Below are 20178 nucleotides of genomic sequence, written 5' to 3'. Positions count from 1 at the left end.
TGCGTTAGATAGTGTTCGCGAACTTAAAAAGCTGCGAAGGGTTTGCGCACATGACTTTTTGCCACTCAAGCGGATCGCCCAGCAGCGCTTGGATGCCCTGGAACTGCTCGTGGTAGCTGGTCGAGTTCTCGAACTGGGTATGGGGCCAGTCGCTGCCCCAAAGCATGCGTTCAACCCCGCCACTGGCAGCGCGCAACAACTCGAACACACCCGCACCCTGCTCCGCGGTTAAATCACTGCGATAAGGTGCCGAAAGCTTGAGCCACACCTGTTGATTGGCAAGTAATTCGAGAAAGGCCTTGTGGCTTGCCAGCTGTGGATCGATGCCGCCACGGGGCAAGCCAAAGTGGTCAATCACCACATTGACACCGCTTTGCAGTATTGCTGGCAGTATCTGCGCCAAGTCCTCAATGCGGCGCTGTATTTCAACCGACCAGCCCAACGCGGCGACTCGCTGGAAAAAAGCCTGCCAGCAATCAGTTGAGTAGTCTTCCAACTGCTGGCCGACCAGATTCAAACGAACGCCAACCACGCCAGATGCAGCCAGGCGACCCAGTTCATCGGCACTGATGCTCGGCATGACCACGGCAATACCGCGCAGGCGCTCAGGATACTTATCCAGCGCGGCGAGCATAAAACTGTTGTCCGTACCGAGAAAACTGGGTTGCACCAGCACGCCATGGGCCAAGCCGCAACTCTCGAGCAATGCCAAGTATTGCTCGACCAGCGCGTCGTAGTCGGGGTTATAGCGCCGGCCGGAAGCCAGCGGCAGATCACGGCTAAAGATGTGCGCGTGCGTGTCGATGCCAGACAGTTGTGAAGAGGTCATAGGTCGTTACCTTGGCCGATTGTTCTTGGTGAATCCCTGAAAAACCACTGCGATTTTTCCAGAAGACTCATGGCGCGCCATTCAGGCATTTTTACTTATTCATACATTCATATATATGAATGGACGACCATATATATAGCAAAGACAACTGTCAACAAGGCTCAGATGTCACTGGTCAGTGCTAAAGTAGGCACAGGAAAAATCGTCTGGATCTATGTATGAATGGGTTAAAACTTGGCTCAGATCAGCGCTTACCGCTCTACCAAAGGCTGCGCGACGAAATTCTTGCGAAGATAGCCTCTGGCGAATGGCGTCCGGGAGAGCCAATCCCGACAGAGGCAGAACTCACCAAAACCTACAACGTAGCGATCGGTACGGTCAGAAAGGCCGTCGACACGCTGGTTGTTGATGGTTTGCTGCAACGCAGCCAAGGCCGCGGCACCTATGTCCGCAGGCCAGATTTCAACTCTTCGCTCTTTCGTTTCTTCCGGCAAACCAACAGTTCGGGCGAACATCAGGTTCCACAAAGCCGGATTGTCACCCTCGGCCTCGAACCCGCCCCGCAAACAGTGATTAATGCACTCAAACTCAGCGCGTCGGATACAGTCATCCGCATGCAACGTGTCAGGACGAGCGGCGAGCGGGCGATTTTTACCGAGGTGATCTGGCTACCCGCCTCACGCTTCGCCAAGTTGCTTGAGGTAGACCCGCAGGATTTCGGCAACCTGCTCTACCCATTCTATGAGCAACAGTGTGGGCAGTTGGTGGCATCGGCCAAGGAAACCCTGACCGTGGAGTTGGCGGACGCACAAACCAGCGCCGCACTCGGGATCGACAGCGGCAAACCGGTTGTGGTCATTGAGCGAACAGCCCTGAGCTACGACAACACCCCGCTTGAATACCGCATATCCAGGGGCGCGGCTGATACCTTTCGTTACCAGATCGAGATTTCATAAGCCAGATGCAGCGGTTATTGGCTCGCTGCCTTGGCCGGTTCGGTTGCTGCAGGCTCCTTGTTCTCTGGCTTATCCATATAGGCCTGGATCACCAAAATCACAATCAGCATAAAAGCGGCGATGGGCAATAACTTGGGTTTAGCCGCCAGCTCTGCACCACAGGCAGGGCATTTTTTATCTGTTGCCGCAACGGCTGTACCGCAGTCTTTACATGTATGGGCCATGACCACCTCGCGAAAAATATGACGGACTCTAGCGCAACACCCAGTGGCAGAGCTAGGTCATTGCAATAAGTCGATAACGCTCTATTTTCATGACAGTCCGATGAACTGCCATAAAAGCGCGCAAAGCTGCAGCACACAAGGGCTGTAGCTCTAACGCGCTTAGCGATAATCGCTAAGCAATTGAACAAACAGCAGTTTTTTCTGAGTTTGGTGGTTGACCGCAGCGTTTCAGGCGATAGAATGGCGGCCGCGGGATGGAGCAGTCTGGTAGCTCGTCGGGCTCATAACCCGAAGGTCGTCGGTTCAAATCCGGCTCCCGCAACCAAAAATATAAAGGCCACTCAATCGAGTGGCCTTTTTTGTATCTGCATTATTTACGATTTAACTAATTGATTAAAAAGCAGAAATAGATTGACAGAATCTTTCATCTCTATAGAATGGCCGGCGCGGGATGGAGCAGTCTGGTAGCTCGTCGGGCTCATAACCCGAAGGTCGTCGGTTCAAATCCGGCTCCCGCAACCAGATTCATGCATAAGGCCTCGACAGTGAAAACTGCCGGGGCCTTTTGCTGTGTGCCTTGTTTGTAGCCAAGCGCTGTCGCGCCCTCCTCTGCCTCTTCCTGTATTTGCCAACCCAGCCGCTGATCTAGCCTAAGCAACTGAACAGAAAACAGTTTTATTTCAGATTAGGTTTGACACTGAGCCTCAGATAGATAGAATGGCGGCCGCGGGATGGAGCAGTCTGGTAGCTCGTCGGGCTCATAACCCGAAGGTCGTCGGTTCAAATCCGGCTCCCGCAACCAAACATATAAAGGCCACTCAATCGAGTGGCCTTTTTTGTGCCTGTCTGTTTGCCAATCCCTTTAAACGCCAGAGTTTCTAGAGATAGCTGAGCGTCGTTGCTGGGCCTGCAAAAACCACCAAGGCCGCCTTTGCGGCCTTTGTGCTAAGCGAATCGGGCTTTAGCCTCCCGTGGCATTCATAAAGCGCACCACTTGAATCTGGTCATCGTGGCTGAACTCATGCCGCTCGGGCTTGCGCTGCATGCCTGCGGCAACAGCGTCCAACAAAGGCTTGTCGGTTTCAGGGTAACGACGTAACAGCGCGCGCAGATCCACTGAGTTTTCATGCCCCAGGCAGAGCAGCAAACGCCCTTCCACGGTCAGGCGCACGCGATTACAAGTGGCACAGAAGTTATGCGAATGCGGCGAGATAAAACCAACGCGGCTTTTGTCATGCCCCTCCAGCCGAATATACCGGGCCGGACCACCGCTTTGCTCGGCACTGTCGATAATTGAATAGTGCTGGGCAATGAGCGCACGCACCTGGTCACTGGAGAAAAAACTCTCGCCACGGGAACGGCCCACGTCCCCCAATGGCATTTCCTCGATAAAGGTAATATCCAGGTCGCGCGCCATGGCGTACTCGACCAGGTCCAACACCTCGTCGGCATTGCGCCCGGCCATTGCCACAGTGTTGAGCTTGATGCTCTCAAAGCCGGCATCTCGCGCCGCCTCGATGCCATCAAGCACCTGCTTGAGTTCACCGGTGCGGGTAATGGCACGGAATTTATCAGCCTGCAGGCTATCCAGGCTGATGTTCAAGCGCTTGACCCCCGCCTCGGCAAGCGGCCTGGCCAGCTTGACCAATTGCGAGCCGTTGGTGGTCATTACCAGTTCACGCAGACCTGGCAGAGCGGCAATTTGCTCGCACAGGCCGACAATGCCCTTGCGCACCAATGGCTCGCCGCCAGTGAGACGGATCTTCTTGACGCCCTGGCCGACAAACAACGCCGCCAGCCGGTAAAGCTCTTCGAGCGAGAGAATTTGCTGGCGCGGCAGAAAGGTCATTTCTTCGGCCATGCAGTACACACACCGAAAGTCACAGCGATCGGTCACCGACATACGCAGGTAATCGATACGACGACCGAATCCGTCCTGCAAGTTACTGTGCATAACCACTCCTAACTTGTGCCGCGTTGAGCCGGGACATTACAGGCCCGTTTACAGCTTAAATGCTATTGAACCAGAGGGGAATCCGCTCCTTCGAGAACGATCCCCTGGATATCCGCCTGGCCGACAAGCCCTTTAACGTACTGCACCAATGCCACTTGCCAGACACGTTGATCAAGTTCGGCACGAATAGAACCGGCTACTGCAGTATAGGGCAATAACTGGCCCTCAATACGCTGGTCTACCCAGACGACATGGTAACCGTAGCGACTTTCGACGGGTTGTGTCACCAAGCCTGGCTGCGAGCGAAACAGTTGCCGTTCAAACTCAGGAACTGTCTGCCCTTTGCTGATCTGGCCCAGCGCGCCTCCCTGCTGCTTCGAAGGGCAATCGGAATGCGCCATGGCCAGTTCGGCAAAGCATTGAGGATCAGCCTGCAACCGTTCGATCAAGCCCTGCGCTTGCTCACGAGCCACACTTCTAGCCATGGCATCGTCACCCTCCGCGGCCAGCAATATATGCCGGACAGCCAGTAACGGTGCGCTGGAGTAACGTTTACGGTTATTCTCGAAATACTGCTGGCACGCCTGCTCATCAGCACGTGGCAGATCAACTTCACGCTCAATCAAGGCGCTGATCTGCGCTTCCTCCTCTGTTTCACCGCCTTGGGGCTTGACCGTTAAATCCAGCGCCTTGACGCGCTGAAGCAAGAGTTCGCGGATGACCAGAGCCTGGCTTGCCAAGAAAATGGCTTCGTCTGGCGTAGCCGCCGAGTGATATTGCATTTCCTGAGCAATTTTTTCTTGCGCTATAGCCACGCCGTTGACCTTGATCCTCGGCCACTGCTGCTCGCTACTGGCGATTAACTCCAGGGGCTCGTCTCGAATAGCGCCGTCATCTTGGCGGGCCGGGTGATGCGAATCACAGGAGCATCCGCCATGTGCGGGGTTGTGTTCACTGTTCATGGCAACTCCATCAACCTTTCTGGCGCACGATTTGATAGCGACGGCCCAGATACCAGACGGGAGCGCTGACCACATGCACCAGGCGAGTAAAGGGAAAGAGTACAAATAAAGTCATGCCCAGAAACACATGCAGCTTGTACACCAGCGAAACCCCTTCAATGCTGTTGGCGGCCACCACAGGTTGCAGCGTCACCAAGGCTTGCGCCCAGTTACCAAGCATGATCATTACCGAGCCATCGAGGTGTGCGGTGGAAGCGAAAATAGTGCCCAGGCCAAGCAGCAACTGCACCAGCAACACCAACAGAATCATCACATCAGAGAAGCTCGAGCTGGCCCGTACACGCGGGTCGGTGAGGCGTCGCTTGATCAGCATCAGCAAGCCGACAAGACAAATCAGACCAAAAATGCCGCCTGAAACCATGGCCAGCAACTGTTTGTTTTCAGTACTGATAACCATGTGATACAGCGCTGGCGGTGTCAGCAGGCCGACAAAGTGGCCAGCCAGGACAAACAGGATGCCAACATGGAACATATTGCTCGCGACCCGCATCCCCTTGTTGCTGAGCATTTGGCTGGAACCGGTTTTCCAGGTGTACTGCGACAAGTCAAACCGCGCCCAACTGCCAATCAGGCAAATAGCCAGGGCGACATAGGGGTAAACCCCGAACAACAGCAAATTAGTGTTAGACATCCTGCACCTCCCGAAACTGAGCCTTGCTCTGCTCATCAGTCTTGAAATCGACCCAATGCAAAGGCACCGGCAACTCTTCTCGCACTTTGCCTGGCCCTGTGGCCTGGCTGGCGCACCGGTCCTGCTGCTGGGCCTGGAGGAAGTCCACTGCCTCCTCTTCCCAAACCTTGTCCAGCGCCTCCAGTGAATCGTCACGGACTTCTGTGGCAACCTGTTCACGGACCGTGGCCACAGCGCTGACAGGCTCCTTGCCTGCGATTTGCAGCAAGGCACGCATGCAACTGGCATAACTGCTTTCACGCTCATCCAGACGCGCAGCCAGCAGCGTCAGCAAATGCGCGATATCCGCCAGCCCTTCGCGGGCGTCGAGATCATCTCGGGTCGAGAGGTACTCGAGGTAGAGCGGGATATAATCGGGCAATTCTTTGACACCGATGGAAAAACCGGCAGCTTCGTATTGCGCCATCATGTCGACCATCGCCTGGCCGCGATCTCTTGACTCGCCATGCACATGCTCGAACAACAACAGCGACAACGAACGACCACGTCCAAACAGCCCGCTGTAATGCTCCTGGCTGTCCATCAGGTCACCGGTTGTTATATCCCCAAGCAATCCTTGTAGGGCACGGCGTTGCTCGGGACTGATCTCACGGGCGGCGTTGATCGCTCCACTCAACTCCGCTCGGGCCTGCACCAGTTGCTCGGTGGGATAGTCCAGGAGCAAAGAGATAACCTTGAGTATTTGCATGCTCATTGCTCCCAAATTTGTACGGTTTTGAGGATGTCGCGCTTGTTCGCCTTCTTGGCCCCAAAGATGTTGCTGTCCGAGCTGCCATTGCAACCGCTGCCAAAGCTGAATCCACAGCCAGAGCGCTGGGCAAATGCATCGCTCATGGCTTCCTCGCGGTGCGCAGAAGGGATCACATAACGGTCTTCGTAATTCGCAATGGCCAGATAGCGGTACATCTCCTCAACCTGCAGCTCAGTCAAGCCCACATCTTCAAGCACTTTCAGATCACGTATGCCATCCACTTGCTGGGCACGTTTATAAGCACGCATCGCAAGTAGACGCTTAAGGGCCAGCTTGACCGGCTTTTCATCACCAGCCGTGAGCAGGTTCGCCAGGTAACGCAAAGGAATACGTAGGCTATCGACATCCGGCAAGACACCTTCCATAGCAATCTGGCCGGCTTGGGCGGCGTTCTGGATAGGTGAAAGTGGCGGCACATACCAAACCATCGGCAAGGTACGGTATTCAGGATGTAGCGGTAACGCCAGCTTCCAGCCCACAGCCATTTTGTACACTGGAGACTTCTGCGCAGACTCGATCACCGACATGGGCACCCCATCAGCCAGCGCCTGCTTGATCACTGCGGGATCATTGGGATCGAGAAAGATCTCAAGCTGCTTTTCATAGAGGTCTTGTTCACTGGCTCTACTCGCAACCTCGGCAATTCGATCAGCGTCGTACAGCAAAACCCCAAGGTAACGAATGCGCCCAACACAGGTTTCGGAACACACAGTCGGCATGCCAGCTTCGATACGCGGGTAGCAGAAAATGCATTTCTCCGATTTACCACTCTTCCAGTTGTAATAAATCTTCTTGTACGGGCAGCCGCTGATGCACATCCGCCAGCCACGGCATTTTTCCTGATCAATCAGGACAATGCCGTCTTCCTCACGCTTGTAGATCGCACCGCTTGGGCACGACGCCGCACAGGCTGGGTTGAGGCAATGCTCGCACAGGCGCGGCAGGTACATCATGAAGGTATTTTCATACTCGCCATAAATGTCCGCCTGGATTTTGTCGAAGTTTTTGTCTTTACGTCGCTTGGTAAATTCTGTGCCCAGCAGTTCTTCCCAGTTTGGCCCCCACTCGATCTTCTCCATGCGCTTGCCGCTTATTACCGAACGTGGGCGGGCGACAGGTTGATGCGCCCCGAGGGGAGCGGTATGCAGATGCTGGTAATCGAAATCAAAGGGTTCGTAATAGTCGTCAATGACCGGCAGGTCCGGGTTGGCGAAGATATTTGCCAGAACCCTGAACTTGCCTCCGATTTTCGGGTTGATCGAGCCATCGGCGTTGCGCACCCAGCCGCCTTTCCACTTGTCCTGGTTTTCCCACTCCTTGGGATAACCGATGCCGGGCTTGGTTTCGACGTTATTGAACCAGGCGTATTCCATGCCTTCCCGGCTGGTCCAGACGTTCTTGCAGGTGACCGAACAGGTGTGGCAACCGATGCATTTGTCCAGGTTCAACACCATGCCAACTTGTGAGCGAATCTTCATGGCAACTACCTCAAATAGTCTGTGGCAATGGTTGTGGCAGCGCATCACCACCTAAACCACCCACATCGGTTCCGTCGAGCCAGTCGACCTTGTTCATTTTGCGCACCACAACAAACTCGTCGCGGTTGCAACCGACGGTGCCGTAGTAGTTGAAGCCATACGACTGCTGGGCGTAGCCACCAATCATGTGCGTTGGCTTGAGTACCACGCGAGTCACCGAGTTGTGATGACCGCCACGGGTCTTGGTCGTCTCGGAACCCGGCAGGTTCACGATCCGCTCCTGGGCGTGATACATCATCACCATGCCGTTTTTAACCCGCTGGCTAACCACTGCACGGGCGGTCACCGCGCCATTGGCGTTGAAACACTCAACCCAGTCGTTATCGACAATGCCGGCACTTCTCGCATCGTCTTCAGACAGCCAGATAATTGGCCCGCCGCGACTCAGCGTCAGCATCAGCAAGTTGTCGGTATAGGTGCTGTGAATCCCCCATTTCTGGTGCGGAGTAATCCAGTTCAGGACAATCTCGGTATTGCCATTGGGCTGCTTGCCTTTCACGAAATCGATGGTGCGCGTGTTCACAGGTGGCCGGTAACTCATCATCTGTTCGCCAAAAGCCTCCATCCACGGGTGATCTTGGAAGAACTGCTGGCGACCGGTAATGGTGCGCCAGGGAATAAACTCATGGACGTTGGTGTAACCGGCGTTATAACTGACCTTCTCATCTTCCAGGCCGGACCAGGTCGGGCTGGAGATAATCTTGCGCGGCTGGGCCTGGATATCGCGAAAACGAATGGTTTCATGCGCCTTGGACTTGGCCAGATGCGTATGGTCCAGACCGGTAAACTCCGAGAGCGCTGCCCAGGCTTTAACGGCCACGTGGCCATTGGTTTCTGGGGCAAGCGAGAGAATGACCTCGGCTGCATCGATCGCGCTTTCAATTCGTGGCCGACCTTTGCTGACGCCCTCGTCGGTCACACGATGGTTTAGCTCGGCAAGAAAATCGACTTCATGCTGAGTATTCCAATTGATCCCCTTGCCGCCATTGCCGAGCTTGTCCAGCAACGGCCCCAGCGAAGTGAACTGCTTGTAGATATTGGGATAGTCGCGCTCGACCACTACCATGTTCGGGCAGTTCTTGCCGGGCACGGGGTCTTCCCCGGCGCTCTTCCAGTCCGTGCCACCGTATGGCTGGGCCAGCTCTCCCGGTGTGTCATGCAGCAGCGGCACTGTGACCAGGTCGTGCTCGACCCCGAGATGACCTTCGGCCATTTTTGAAAAGTGCTTGGCAATGCCCTTGTAGATCTCCCAGTCGGAACGTGATTCCCACGCGGGGTCAATGGCGGCGGACAATGGATGAATAAAGGGATGCATGTCCGACGTATTCATGTCGTCCTTCTCGTACCAGGTTGCCGTTGGCAACACGATGTCCGAATAGACGCAGGTTGAGGACATGCGGAAATCAAGCGTGGTCACCAGATCGAGCTTGCCGATGGCTCCTTCTTCTACCCACTCCACTTCGTTGGGAATGGCTTTTCCGAGCTTGCCGATGTCTTCGTTCATCACCCCGTTCCTGGTGCCCAGCAGGTACTTGAGCATGTACTCGTGGCCCTTGCCGGATGAGCCCAGCAAGTTGGAGCGCCAGATAAACATGTTGCGCGGGAAGTTATCTGGGTTATCGGGTTGCTCGCAGGCAAAGCGCAAACTGCCGTCCTTGAGAGACTGAGTGACATAGTCCACTGGAGACATGCCCGCGGCCGCCGCATCACGGGTGATCTGCAAAGGGTTGCGGTTAAGCTGCGGCGCACTTGGCAACCAGCCACCACGTTCAGCCTGGATGTTGTAATCCAGTGCATGCTCGGAGAACTGGGATTTATCCGCCAAGGGCGACAGCACTTCGTGCATGTTGAGCTTCTCGTGGCGCCACTGCGAACTGTGGTTGTAGAAGAAGCTGGTACCATTCATCTGCCGTGGCGGACGACTCCAGTCGAGACCGAAGGCCAGCGGCAGCCAGCCACACTGCGGACGCAGTTTTTCCTGGCCGACATAGTGCGCCCAGCCCCCCCCGGTTTGCCCCACGCAACCGCAGAGCATGAGCATGTTGATCAGCCCGCGGTAGTTCATGTCCATGTGATACCAATGGTTCATCGCCGCACCGACGATAATCATCGAGCGTCCCTTGGTCTTGTCGGCGTTATCCGCAAACTCACGGGCAATCTGGATGGCTTTCTCGCGGCTAACGCCTGTGATCTGCTCTTGCCAGGCGGGCGTGCCGGGTACGCTTGGATCATCATAGTTGCTGGCCACATTACTGCCGCCCAGGCCACGATCGATACCCAGGTTCGCTGCCATCAAATCAAACACGGTGGCAACTTTTGCAGAGCTGCCGTCTGCCAGCGTGATGCTCTGTGTAGGTACGCGGCGCAGTTGGACCTCTTCACCCTCGGCATGCTGGAAATGTGCGTGGGTCTGGCTGCCAAAATAGGGGAAAGCGACTTCACAGGTTTGCTCGTTGTCGATCAGGCTCAACTTGAGATCAACCTCGCGGCCGCTGCCGCCTTCACGGGCCTCAATATTCCACTTGCCCTTCTCACCCCAGCGATAACCAATGGCACCCTGGGGCGACACCAACTCGCCACTGGAATCCATGGCGATGGTCTTCCAGTCGGGATTGTTTGCCTGGCCCAGATTGTCGGCCAGATCCGATGCCCGCAGGAATCGCCCGGCGTGGTAGCTATCGCCTTTGTCTTCAAGCAGCACCAGCACTGGCATATCGGTATAGCGCTTGGCGTAGTCAGTGAAGTAAGCACTGGGCTTTTCCAGATGAAATTCTTTGAAGATTACATGGGCAAAGGCCTGCGCCAGCGCCGCATCGGTGCCTTGCTTAGGGTTCAGCCACTGGTCGGTGAGCTTGGCGACCTCGGCATAATCCGGAGTAATGGCTACCGTTTTGGTGCCTTTGTATCGAACCTCGGTAAAGAAGTGGGCATCCGGCGTGCGTGTCTGCGGAACGTTCGAACCCCAGGCGATGATGTAGTTGGAGTTGTACCAGTCCGCCGACTCCGGCACATCGGTTTGCTCGCCCCACACCTGCGGCGAGGCTGGAGGTAAATCGCAGTACCAGTCATAAAAGCTCAGGCAGACACCGCCAATCATCGACAAGTAGCGCGCACCGGCGGCATAGCTGACCATTGACATCGCCGGGATCGGTGAAAAGCCAACCACCCGATCTGGACCGTATTGCTTGGTGGTGTAGACGTTGGCGGCAGCAATGATTTCATTCACTTCATCCCAGTGCGAACGAATGAAGCCACCCATGCCACGCTTGCTCTTGTAGCTTTCGGCCTTTACCGGGTCCTCAACGATACTGGCCCAGGCCTCGACTGGTTCCAAGTGCCTGCGCGCTTCACGCCATAGTTTCAGCAGCGGCTTGCGCACCTTCGGATACTTGAGCCGGTTGGCGCTGTAGATATACCAGCTGTAGCTGGCGCCACGCGGGCATCCACGCGGTTCATGGTTGGGCAGGTCATTACGCGTGCGCGGGTAATCGGTCTGCTGTGTTTCCCAGGTGATCAAGCCATTCTTGACGTAAATCTTCCAGGAGCAAGATCCAGTGCAGTTGACCCCGTGGGTGGAACGCACGATTTTGTCGTACTGCCAGCGCGCACGGTAAACGTCTTCCCAATCACGGGACTCCTTGCGTGTTTCACCGTGACCCTTGGCGAATTCACCCTGCTTGCGTTTGAAAAACCGCAATTGATCAAGTAAGTGACTCATTTATCATTCCTCTCAGGTTAGGCGCGGAACGCCCGTGCGATATACCGGCTGGGCGTTAGCAAGGTGTCTGTGCACCCTTGCGCGAGTACCACCACCAGGTCACGGCAATGCAACTCAGGTAGTAGCTGATGAAGATGTACATGGCGACTTCAGGACGACCCGACTCGGCCATCGAAGTGGCGAAGGCAATTGGAATAAAGAAACCACCGAATGCACCTACGGCCGAGGTAAAGCCAATGACCGCAGCAGACTCCTTGCCGGCCTCTTGCATTGCCAAAGCCTGCTCGGCCTCACTTTTGCCGGCACACCAGCGCTGATGCAGGGTGCGGAAAATCACCGGAATCATGCGGAATGTCGAACCGTTACCAATACCGGTAGTGACAAACAGCAACATGAACATGGCGAGAAAGCCGTAGAAACTGCCTGGACTGTTTTCTTGCGGTAAGAAGTGCAGCACCCCAAAGATCGCGGCGATCATCAGCACGAAGTTCCAGAAGGTCACCCGAGCGCCGCCCAAACGGTCGGAGACCCAGCCGCCAAGTGGGCGCACCAACGCTCCGACAAATGGCCCCAGAAAGGCAAACTGCAGGGCGTTTACCTCGGGAAACGAGGTTTTGATCAGCATCGGAAACGCAGCGGCAAAGCCAATGAATGAGCCGAACGTCGCAAGGTAAAGCCAGCACATGATCCAGTTGTGCTTGCGCTTGAAAATAATCGATTGTTCCTTGAAAGAAGCCTTGGCACTGCTTAGGTCATTCATGCCAAACCAGGCCGCCAGCGTGACCACGGCAATCAGCGGAACCCAGAGATAACCGGCGTTCTGCAACCATAGCTGAGTACCGTCATTGAGCTCTTGCGGCGCACCTGCGATGCCGCCAAACAGACTGCAACCAATAACCAGCGGCACTGAGAACTGCATGACAGACACGCCGAGATTTCCCAGGCCAGCGTTGAGCCCCAGCGCCGTGCCTTGTTGTGACTTGGGGTAGAAAAAGCTGATATTGGACATAGATGAAGCAAAGTTGCCGCCACCAAAACCACAGAGCAACGCAATCAGTACGAACACGCTGTACGGGGTCTCCGGATTTTGTACCGCGATCCCCATCCAGATGGCTGGAATCAACAATGAAGCCGTGCTGATTGCAGTCCAGCGACGACCACCAAAGACCGGCACCATGAATGAATAGAACACCCTGAACGTCGCACCGGAGAGCGCGGGCAAGGCGGTCAACCAGAACAGTTGATCCGTACCGAAGTTAAAGCCAATGGCATTGAGGCGCACGATCACCGTGCTCCAAACCATCCAGACAGCAAAGGCCAGTAGCAGCGCCGGGATCGATATCCATAGATTACGGGTGGCCACCCGCTTGCCACACCGCTCCCAGAACTCGGGGTCCTCCGGGCGCCAGTCGTCAATGACCGGGCCAGTTTTCTTTACCTGTTCAGGTCTAGCCGTTGGGGAATCGTGGGTTGTAGTCATTGCGAGAGTCCTTTAACTATCAATTCGCTGGCTGTCCGGGCTCGATTGGCCCTGGCCCATAAGAGGAGCTGTGCGTACTTCGCTTAGGTACATCCAGATCAAGGAGACCCAGACCACGCCGTACATCAACATGAAGCAGGACGAGCGCACGCCCGTCAGGTCAACCAGCGCGCCAAACAAGATGGGCAGGACAAAGCCACCCAAGCCGCCAGCCAAGCCGACGATGCCGCTAACGGCGCCGATGTCGTTGGGAAAATCATTGGAGATGTATTTGAAGACCGAGGCCTTGCCGAATGCGAAGGCGATACCGAGGGCAAACATCAGCACGGTGAACATCCATGCATTGAGCCCAAGGTGGAAACTCAAGGAGCCGTTTATGGTTTGCACAGTCAGATCGGTTTGCGGGTAAGACAAGATAAACAGGCAGATCCAACTGACCCACAACACCCACCAGGTAACGCTGTGAGCGCCCCACTTATCGGACATCCAGCCACCCACGGCGCGCAGGATTCCGCCCGGCAGCGAAAAGCAGGCAGCGAACAGCGCCGCACGCTGCAAACTGAAGCCGTATTCGTTGACATAATATTCTGTCATCCACAGCGCCAGCGCCACGTAACCGCCGAACACGATCGAGTAATACTGGCAGTAGCGCCAAACACGGGGGTCTTTGAGTGAGCGCAATTGCGTGCGCAGAGGGACGCTACTGGCGACATGGTGGGCCTTGTTGTCAAAGGTCAAAAACCAAAACAACAAGGCGGTGACAAACATGATGGCCGAATAGACTTTCGGCACCATCTGCCAGCTTGCAGCAGCAATGATTGCAGGTGCCAGGAACTTGGTCAGCGCCGCGCCTGCGTTGCCAGCGCCAAACAGGCCCATGGCGAAACCTTGGGTAGAGGCCTCAAACCATTTTGCGACGTAGGCAATCCCTACCGAAAACGAGCCACCTGCCAGCCCGACAAATAATCCCAGCAGCAAAAACTGCCAGTACTCGGTGGCATGGCTGATGAGATAGATGGGCAGCACGCACACCAGCATCAGCACGAAGAACACCAGCCGCCCGCCAAAACGATCGGCCAACAAACCCAGCGGCAAGCGCACCAGCGATCCGGTAAGAACCGGGGTTGAAGCGAGCAGGCCAAACTGCGTCTCGCTCAGATGCAGCATCTCTTTGACCGGTACGCCAAGGACCGCAAACATCATCCAGATCATGAAACAGATGGTGAAGGCAAAGGTACTCATTGCGAGTACGAGATTCTGCTGGGTTTTTAAGCTTGTCATCAGATGTCTACATAACGAACGGTCATTGCAGACTAAATATTGATGGCACCGCTCATATGACCTACATCAATAAGTTTCCCCTCGAACTGGCCCACAATTTGCCCTGCTACCCCGAAAGAGGTAGCGTCGTAACTAATAAATTAATCAATAAATTCATTGTGTTACGAAAATAGACCAGTAACCACTCGTTAGATCTATCGCACCAAACTATTTGGAGGTAATTGCCTTGAGGCGCTGGCTTAAGTGCTCACTACCCGCCAAAGCAGCCTTGGCAGTGACACTTATCACTGTTCTGGCGTTGAGCAGCGCATTGAGCGCCGTGGTAATCGCCAACATCAGCAAGGATGATGCGGCAGCTATCAATGCCGCAGGCTCATTGCGCATGGCCACCTATCGACTCATTTGGCGCCTGGATGTCGCAGCGCCCCGCTCAACCATTGAAAACTTGAAAGCGGATATGCAACAACGGCTTGCCAGCCCGGCATTGCGCCGAGTGGCAGAGCGACGGATGGACTCAAGCACTGCCCTGGCATTTCAGGCGATCAATGATCACTGGCAAAACGTCATGCTGCCGGCGTTGGATCACAAGACTAAAAGCGTCTTTATCGCTGAAGCTGAACGTTTCGTGCTGCAACTGGAAAAGTTTATCAGCCAGCTTCAGCGACAAAGTGAAAGCCGTCAAAACTGGCAGCAAGGCATCCAGGGTGCGGCGCTGATACTGACAGTACTGATCCTGCTGGTCGGTCTATACCAATTGCAAAGCAGCGTGATTCGCCCCCTCAAGCAACTGGTCGATAGTGCTCGCCGCTTTAGCCGTGGCGACCTGAACGCACGCATTACCTATCGTTCAGAAGACGAACTCGGACAGATGGCGGAAAGCTTCAACGCCATGGCCGAAGTCATAAAACAGTCCCACCTCAACCTTGAAGACCGGATCAACGAAAAGACCCGTGACCTTGAGCAAACCAACTCGACACTGCAGATGCTCTACCAGAGCAGCCAAAGCCTGGCCACCAACGCGGCGAATATCGAGCAACTCAATAACTTGATCGACCGCTTTCAACAACGCTTCAGCCACCTGCACCTGACCCTGTGCCTGCACACAAATGCCAGCACCAAGCGAGCGCAATTGATTGTCCTGCGCGGCAACCAGCAACGCGAAACCTGCCTGCACAACAACTGCAGCAATTGCCCGCGCCATCAACATCCCTCGGTATCCATATTCGCGATTACCTCCCAAGGCGTCCGTCTCGGTGAGCTAAGGGCAATATTCAGTGACGGCCACTCCCTTCGCACCTGGGAAACCGAACTGATACAGGCATTGGCCAACCTGATTGGTACTTCACTGTCACTTGAGCAACAGCGTGAACAGGAAAACCGGCTACTTCTGCTCGCAGAGCGCGCAACCATCGCCCGGGAGCTGCATGATTCCCTAGCCCAGGCATTGTCCTATATGAAGCTGCAAGTCAGTCGCATGAACACCTTGATCCAACGCCAGGAACCTACTCAACACCTGCTTGAGGTTAATGAGGAACTGCGCGACGGGCTCAATAGCGCGTACCGGCAATTACGCGAGTTGCTCACCACATTCCGCCTGCAGATAGAAGGAAGTGGACTGGAAAGTGCCCTTGAGCAAACCGCCGATGAGTTCGCCCAGCGTGGTACCGCAGAGATCATTTTCAACACCCCTCCCTTTGCTTTCAGCCTGAGTGCCGCCGAACAAATCCATCTACTGCAAATCGTCCGAGAAGCCCTATCCAACTGCGTCCAGCATGCTATGGCCGAACACATATGGGTAACCATTAGCCAACACGGCGAGTCTGTCCGACTGCTTATCGAAGACGATGGCTGCGGTATCAGTAATGACTATGACCAGCGTCAACACCATGGCTTGAACATCATGCGCGAGCGTGCAGAAAGCATTGGCGGCCAATTAAGCATTACCAACAGGAACGCGGGGGGAACCTGCATAGAAATGGAATTTAAAGCCGTGTTTTTCAGCGGACACACAATGGAGACTCTCTCATGAGCCAAGCCCCCCATACCCTGTTGCTGGTTGACGACCACCCAATGATGCGCCGGGGAATACGCCAACTGATCGAACTTGAGGATGACTTGCAAGTCGTTGCCGAAGCCAGTAACGGCTATGACGCCTTGCTCATGGCCGAGCAGTTCAAGCCGGATCTGATCCTGCTGGATAACAATATGCCGCAGCTCAACGGCATCGAAACACTCAAACGGCTGCGTGAGGCTCAGTACAGTGGAAAAGTGCTGATGTTCACCGTATCGGATGCTCAGGAAGATGTCACCGACGCACTACGCTTGCAAGCGGACGGCTTTTTGCTCAAGGACATGGAGCCCGAACAATTGATCGAGCAACTCAGGCAAGCGTTGGACGGGCAGTTGGTCATAAGCCCGGCACTTACACTAACCCTGGCGACGGCCCTTCGCCCCACCCCAGAAAACAATGCGTGCAACCTCACCCATCGCGAACAGCAAGTTCTAAAGATGATCGCTAGCGGAATGAGCAACAAAAAACTGGGCAACAAGCTCGGTATCAGCGAGGGCACGGCCAAGGTCCACGTAAAAAACATCCTGAACAAACTGGGTGTCAGTTCACGGCTTGAAGCGGCCGTCTGGGCACTTGAACACGACAAATAACAGTGTCTTACCAGGCAAACGCCATGCTCTTGGCCAAGACAAGGATGACCACCATTTGCGTCAGCACACTGTAGTGGATCAGCCTTGAGCGCCTTGGGGTAGCGCGCCCCGTGCGCAACAACCAGACCACAAGGATGAAATGCCCGAGAATGCTCAGCGCAAAAGCGATTTTCAGGCTCAGCAGGAAGCTGAAACTGCTGGCAAATGGATGCGCCAGGCTAGCACGATAATTCCAAGCCAAGCCAAGACCCGCGCCATATAGCGCAAGCACCACCCAATGCATCACTTTGCGCGCCCGCATACCCAGCGCAGCACCTAACTGCTGCCGAGCAGTATCCGGTAGCTGGCGACTGGCATAACTGACAATCATCACCTCAAAAAACACACCGCCAATAAAGAATGCGGCAGCACACAAATGGATGATCTTGATAAGTAGATAGCTCAAGGCAGCTCCTTATCCGGGATGTCCATCCGCGCGGGCCTGACACAACATAGGGCCATAGCAACAGACATACTGGGCGAAAGCCAAAGCCCAGAACCCAGCGGCAACCGTCAGGGCTGGCATGTACCAATAGCCCACCACAAATACCCGGACGGCAGCAGCCAGATTGAGCCATATGAACGCAAGGGCAAATCCCTTGGGAAGCGTTAATGGACGCCCCGTATGCCCCAGCGAAACCCTTGCAAGCATGGCCAGGATCAGGCCGCCGACACCTCCAACGGTCAAGGCATGCAGAGCCGGGCTTGGACTGGCGAGCAACCCCATGTGCCACAGCGTCATTGCGGCACAGGCAATAATCAGCCAGCCATAAGCCAAATACAGCGACCACAGCAATGGCACCTGCAACACAGCGCTATCAAACCAGCGCCAGAATCGGACCGCGTGTGCCAGAGTGACCAGAAAAAACAGCCCAGCGATCCATAGACTCGCCTGCGCCGCCCAACCTAGTGCCTCAAGCGCCGCGATCAAGATACTGACTACTAACAGCGCCCAGTCCAGCCACGGCCATGGCTGGACTGGCGCTGGGCGGCCCAAACCTTTCTGGGTAAAAAATGGAATCACTCGCCCGCCAATCAAGCCCATCAATGCTGCAATCAGCCATGCAGCAGCCATGACACCCTGGCGCTGTAACCCGGGATGCCCAATACCCAGGCCATAAAGGTTGAGGATCTCGGCCAACAGAAAAAACACCAGCACCACGACAATCGGATAGTTACGCTTCTGCCTTACCTTGCCCAGGGTTTGCGCCATGGCCAGGATGACAAGCAACATAAACAGCAGGTTTATCGCGGCCAACAGCCACAACGGAGGCCCCAGCAACCAACAGATACGCCCCAGTAACCAGAGAACAATAAGCGCTGCCAGCGGCTTGCCACTCAAGCCAGGACGCCCGGTCCAGGTTTGGACGGCAGTCAAAAGAAAGCCGGTGATAATGGCCCCGGCAAAGGCAAAGACCATTTCATGCTGATGCCAGCCCAACCAACCGCCAACCGGCTGCCAGCCGTTGAAGTAGCCGTGTATCGCAAGAACCCACAGAGGAACAGCAACCATGGCTAGCAGGCTGCCAAACAGGAAGAAACCTCGGAACGCCAGACGAAACAAGGGCGCGATTGCCAGTGCCTTACGCTTATCCAGTATCTGCATTTGCTCGACCGCCAGAGCTGTTCACCCCTCAAGCCTGCACCCTACAGCCTTTTTTTCGAACACTTCGATGACCTGAGTCAAGGCATGTGCTTAAACTTGCGCAGCACTGTATGTATTCAGCAATCGTTAAGACTTAGTTTTTATTATTAACACCTGTTTAATAACCTGATGAGCCCAGACTATGACTTGGAAAAACACCGAACTCCGCTACGGACGCCTGTCCATTGGCCTGCACTGGCTAATGGTCCTTCTGCTCATCGGGGTTTACGGCTGCATCGAGCTGAAAGGCAATTTCCCTAAGGGCAGCGACACCCGGGAACTGCTTAAGCAATGGCACTTTATGCTGGGTTTGTCGGTGTTTGCCCTGGTCTGGCTGCGCCTGTTGGCACGCCTGATCGCGCCAACGCCGAAAATCGTCCCGGCGATTCCGCAATGGCAGGCGATTCCCGCCCACCTTATGCACTTAGCACTCTACGCCCTGATGATAGGCGCGCCCTTAGCTGGCTGGCTGCTTCTCAGTGCCGCGGGTAAACCAATCCCCTTCTTCGGCATGGAGCTGCCTGCCTTGCTGGCTAAAAACCCGGACCTGGCCAAGCAGATCAAATACTGGCATGAACTTGCAGGCACCACCGGCTACTGGTTGATCGGCCTGCATGCCGTGGCCGGTCTCGCCCACCACTACATCCTGCGCGACAACACCCTGGTCCGCATGCTGCCACAGCGCAACTCGAACTGACTCCAGCTCAATAGCGCCCGGCTTGATTTACTCAGGGCCGGGCTGACTTGTGGGGCTAATCACCTGCCAGAGGTCCTCTAAAAAGGTCGCGGGCTAAGACAGGACAAGCAACGAGTCAAAAGCGGCGCAGCTGTTAAACGCCGTAATATCGAGCGCAGTAGGTTTTCAAAGCTTTGCTAACGCAGCTTCGATCTTGGCGATGTCTATCTTGGTCATCTGCATCATGGCTGCGAATGCGCGCTTGGCCGCAGCCGGATCCGGATGGGCTATCGCGGCGGACAATGCACGCGGGGTGATTTGCCATGAAAGCCCCCACTTGTCCTGGCACCAGCCGCAAACGTTTTCCTGTCCGCCATTCTCAACAATTGCATGCCAAAGGCGGTCCGTTTCCTCTTGATCATCGGTGGCAACCTGAAACGAAAATGCCTCGCTATGCTTCACCCCACCGCCACCATTAAGTCCGAGACAGGCAACGCCCATCACCGTGAACTCCACGGTCAAGACATCACCTTCTTTACCAGCCGGGTAATCCATGGGGGCACGATAAACGGTGCCGACTGCACTATCCGGAAACGTCTCAGCGTAGAAGTTCGCGGCATCCAAAGCGTCGCCGTTATACCAAATGCAAACGGTATTCTTGCTAGTCATTCTGGCTCTCCAGCAGATCCCTGAGACAGATATTCTAGCCAACG

The 20178-nt window shown here is 55.3% G+C and carries 17 protein-coding genes and 3 tRNA genes; 7 read left to right on the top strand and 13 right to left on the bottom strand.

Going from position 1 to position 20178, the window contains the following annotated elements:
- Window positions 1–4: 4 nt before the first annotated feature.
- The gene (locus CHB79_RS01775) at window positions 5–829 is read right to left on the bottom strand and encodes an amidohydrolase family protein (RefSeq protein WP_089358705.1); all 825 of its coding nucleotides are present in this window, start codon (window positions 827–829) and stop codon (window positions 5–7) included.
- Window positions 830–1047: 218 nt separating this feature from the next.
- On the opposite strand from CHB79_RS01775, the gene CHB79_RS01770 reads away from it, so the two are divergent.
- Window positions 1048–1785 (top strand): GntR family transcriptional regulator, encoded by a 738-nt coding sequence (locus CHB79_RS01770; RefSeq protein WP_089358704.1) that lies wholly within the window; start codon window positions 1048–1050, stop codon window positions 1783–1785.
- A gap of 14 nt (window positions 1786–1799) precedes the next feature.
- Here the strand turns inward: CHB79_RS01770 and CHB79_RS01765 are convergent, their stop codons facing one another.
- On the bottom strand, window positions 1800–2009 hold the full coding sequence (locus CHB79_RS01765; RefSeq protein ID WP_089358703.1) for a hypothetical protein: 210 nt from the start codon (window positions 2007–2009) through the stop codon (window positions 1800–1802).
- A 248-nt stretch (window positions 2010–2257) separates the two neighbouring features.
- On the opposite strand from CHB79_RS01765, the gene CHB79_RS01760 reads away from it, so the two are divergent.
- The 3 genes from CHB79_RS01760 (at window position 2258) to CHB79_RS01750 (ending at window position 2811) form a co-directional block, all read left to right on the top strand.
- Window positions 2258–2334 (top strand) — tRNA-Met (locus tag CHB79_RS01760).
- A gap of 120 nt (window positions 2335–2454) precedes the next feature.
- Window positions 2455–2531, top strand: a tRNA-Met gene (locus tag CHB79_RS01755).
- A 203-nt stretch (window positions 2532–2734) separates the two neighbouring features.
- Window positions 2735–2811 (top strand) — tRNA-Met (locus CHB79_RS01750).
- Between the two features lie 159 nt (window positions 2812–2970).
- Here CHB79_RS01750 and moaA read toward each other — a convergent pair.
- The 8 genes from moaA to CHB79_RS01710 form a co-directional block, all read right to left on the bottom strand.
- A complete protein-coding gene (gene moaA, locus CHB79_RS01745) occupies window positions 2971–3963 on the bottom strand; it encodes a GTP 3',8-cyclase MoaA (RefSeq protein ID WP_089358702.1) in 993 nt (330 codons plus the stop codon).
- Between the two features lie 62 nt (window positions 3964–4025).
- Window positions 4026–4925: a peptidylprolyl isomerase gene (locus tag CHB79_RS01740; protein WP_089358701.1), complete on the bottom strand. Its 900-nt coding sequence runs from the start codon at window positions 4923–4925 to the stop codon at window positions 4026–4028.
- Between the two features lie 10 nt (window positions 4926–4935).
- Complete coding sequence (gene narI, locus CHB79_RS01735) at window positions 4936–5616, bottom strand: respiratory nitrate reductase subunit gamma (protein WP_089358700.1); 681 nt, start codon at window positions 5614–5616, stop codon at window positions 4936–4938.
- Window positions 5609–6364 (bottom strand): nitrate reductase molybdenum cofactor assembly chaperone, encoded by a 756-nt coding sequence (narJ, locus tag CHB79_RS01730; protein ID WP_089358699.1) that lies wholly within the window; start codon window positions 6362–6364, stop codon window positions 5609–5611. The genes narI and narJ overlap by 8 nt, the downstream gene beginning before the upstream one ends.
- 2 nt (window positions 6365–6366) lie before the next feature.
- On the bottom strand, window positions 6367–7905 hold the full coding sequence (gene narH / locus CHB79_RS01725) for a nitrate reductase subunit beta (protein WP_089358698.1): 1539 nt from the start codon (window positions 7903–7905) through the stop codon (window positions 6367–6369).
- A 10-nt stretch (window positions 7906–7915) separates the two neighbouring features.
- On the bottom strand, window positions 7916–11683 hold the full coding sequence (locus CHB79_RS01720; protein WP_089358697.1) for a nitrate reductase subunit alpha: 3768 nt from the start codon (window positions 11681–11683) through the stop codon (window positions 7916–7918).
- A gap of 55 nt (window positions 11684–11738) precedes the next feature.
- A complete protein-coding gene (locus CHB79_RS01715; RefSeq protein ID WP_089358696.1) occupies window positions 11739–13163 on the bottom strand; it encodes a NarK family nitrate/nitrite MFS transporter in 1425 nt (474 codons plus the stop codon).
- Window positions 13164–13175: 12 nt separating this feature from the next.
- Window positions 13176–14444, bottom strand: a complete 1269-nt coding sequence (locus tag CHB79_RS01710) for an MFS transporter (RefSeq protein WP_089358695.1) — start codon at window positions 14442–14444, stop codon at window positions 13176–13178.
- Window positions 14445–14670: 226 nt separating this feature from the next.
- On the opposite strand from CHB79_RS01710, the gene CHB79_RS01705 reads away from it, so the two are divergent.
- Window positions 14671–16473: a HAMP domain-containing protein gene (locus CHB79_RS01705; RefSeq protein ID WP_089358694.1), complete on the top strand. Its 1803-nt coding sequence runs from the start codon at window positions 14671–14673 to the stop codon at window positions 16471–16473.
- On the top strand, window positions 16470–17105 hold the full coding sequence (narL, locus tag CHB79_RS01700) for a two-component system response regulator NarL (RefSeq protein ID WP_089358693.1): 636 nt from the start codon (window positions 16470–16472) through the stop codon (window positions 17103–17105). The genes CHB79_RS01705 and narL overlap by 4 nt, the downstream gene beginning before the upstream one ends.
- A 7-nt stretch (window positions 17106–17112) precedes the next feature.
- Here narL and CHB79_RS01695 read toward each other — a convergent pair whose 3' ends face one another.
- Window positions 17113–17550: a CopD family copper resistance protein gene (locus CHB79_RS01695; protein ID WP_089358692.1), complete on the bottom strand. Its 438-nt coding sequence runs from the start codon at window positions 17548–17550 to the stop codon at window positions 17113–17115.
- A gap of 9 nt (window positions 17551–17559) precedes the next feature.
- Window positions 17560–18750, bottom strand: coding sequence for an NnrS family protein (locus CHB79_RS01690; RefSeq protein ID WP_089358691.1), 1191 nt, complete (start codon window positions 18748–18750; stop codon window positions 17560–17562).
- Between the two features lie 181 nt (window positions 18751–18931).
- On the opposite strand from CHB79_RS01690, the gene CHB79_RS01685 reads away from it, so the two are divergent.
- Entirely contained in the window at window positions 18932–19486 is a 555-nt protein-coding gene (locus CHB79_RS01685) for a cytochrome b (RefSeq protein ID WP_089358690.1), read from the top strand.
- Window positions 19487–19651: 165 nt separating this feature from the next.
- On the opposite strand, the gene CHB79_RS01680 is transcribed toward CHB79_RS01685, so the two are convergent.
- Complete coding sequence (locus CHB79_RS01680) at window positions 19652–20134, bottom strand: VOC family protein (RefSeq protein WP_010484811.1); 483 nt, start codon at window positions 20132–20134, stop codon at window positions 19652–19654.
- Window positions 20135–20178 lie beyond the last annotated feature (44 nt).

Source organism: Pseudomonas segetis, assembly GCF_900188155.1.
Classification (GTDB): Bacteria; Pseudomonadota; Gammaproteobacteria; order Pseudomonadales; family Pseudomonadaceae; genus Aquipseudomonas; species Aquipseudomonas segetis.
The sequence above is the reverse complement of the archived record's forward strand: the minus strand, read 5'-3'. Positions and strand labels throughout refer to the sequence as shown.

Coding starts and splice junctions, on each gene's coding strand:
- CHB79_RS01685 (WP_089358690.1), top strand. CDS start 18,932: ATGACTTGGAAAAACACCGAACTCCGCTACGGACGCCTGTCCATTGGC.
- narL (WP_089358693.1), top strand. CDS start 16,470: ATGAGCCAAGCCCCCCATACCCTGTTGCTGGTTGACGACCACCCAATG.
- narH (WP_089358698.1), bottom strand. CDS start 7,905: ATGAAGATTCGCTCACAAGTTGGCATGGTGTTGAACCTGGACAAATGC.
- moaA (WP_089358702.1), bottom strand. CDS start 3,963: ATGCACAGTAACTTGCAGGACGGATTCGGTCGTCGTATCGATTACCTG.
- CHB79_RS01690 (WP_089358691.1), bottom strand. CDS start 18,750: ATGCAGATACTGGATAAGCGTAAGGCACTGGCAATCGCGCCCTTGTTT.
- CHB79_RS01715 (WP_089358696.1), bottom strand. CDS start 13,163: ATGACTACAACCCACGATTCCCCAACGGCTAGACCTGAACAGGTAAAG.
- CHB79_RS01775 (WP_089358705.1), bottom strand. CDS start 829: ATGACCTCTTCACAACTGTCTGGCATCGACACGCACGCGCACATCTTT.
- narJ (WP_089358699.1), bottom strand. CDS start 6,364: ATGCAAATACTCAAGGTTATCTCTTTGCTCCTGGACTATCCCACCGAG.
- CHB79_RS01770 (WP_089358704.1), top strand. CDS start 1,048: ATGAATGGGTTAAAACTTGGCTCAGATCAGCGCTTACCGCTCTACCAA.
- narI (WP_089358700.1), bottom strand. CDS start 5,616: ATGTCTAACACTAATTTGCTGTTGTTCGGGGTTTACCCCTATGTCGCC.
- CHB79_RS01680 (WP_010484811.1), bottom strand. CDS start 20,134: ATGACTAGCAAGAATACCGTTTGCATTTGGTATAACGGCGACGCTTTG.
- CHB79_RS01740 (WP_089358701.1), bottom strand. CDS start 4,925: ATGAACAGTGAACACAACCCCGCACATGGCGGATGCTCCTGTGATTCG.
- CHB79_RS01720 (WP_089358697.1), bottom strand. CDS start 11,683: ATGAGTCACTTACTTGATCAATTGCGGTTTTTCAAACGCAAGCAGGGT.
- CHB79_RS01710 (WP_089358695.1), bottom strand. CDS start 14,444: ATGACAAGCTTAAAAACCCAGCAGAATCTCGTACTCGCAATGAGTACC.
- CHB79_RS01765 (WP_089358703.1), bottom strand. CDS start 2,009: ATGGCCCATACATGTAAAGACTGCGGTACAGCCGTTGCGGCAACAGAT.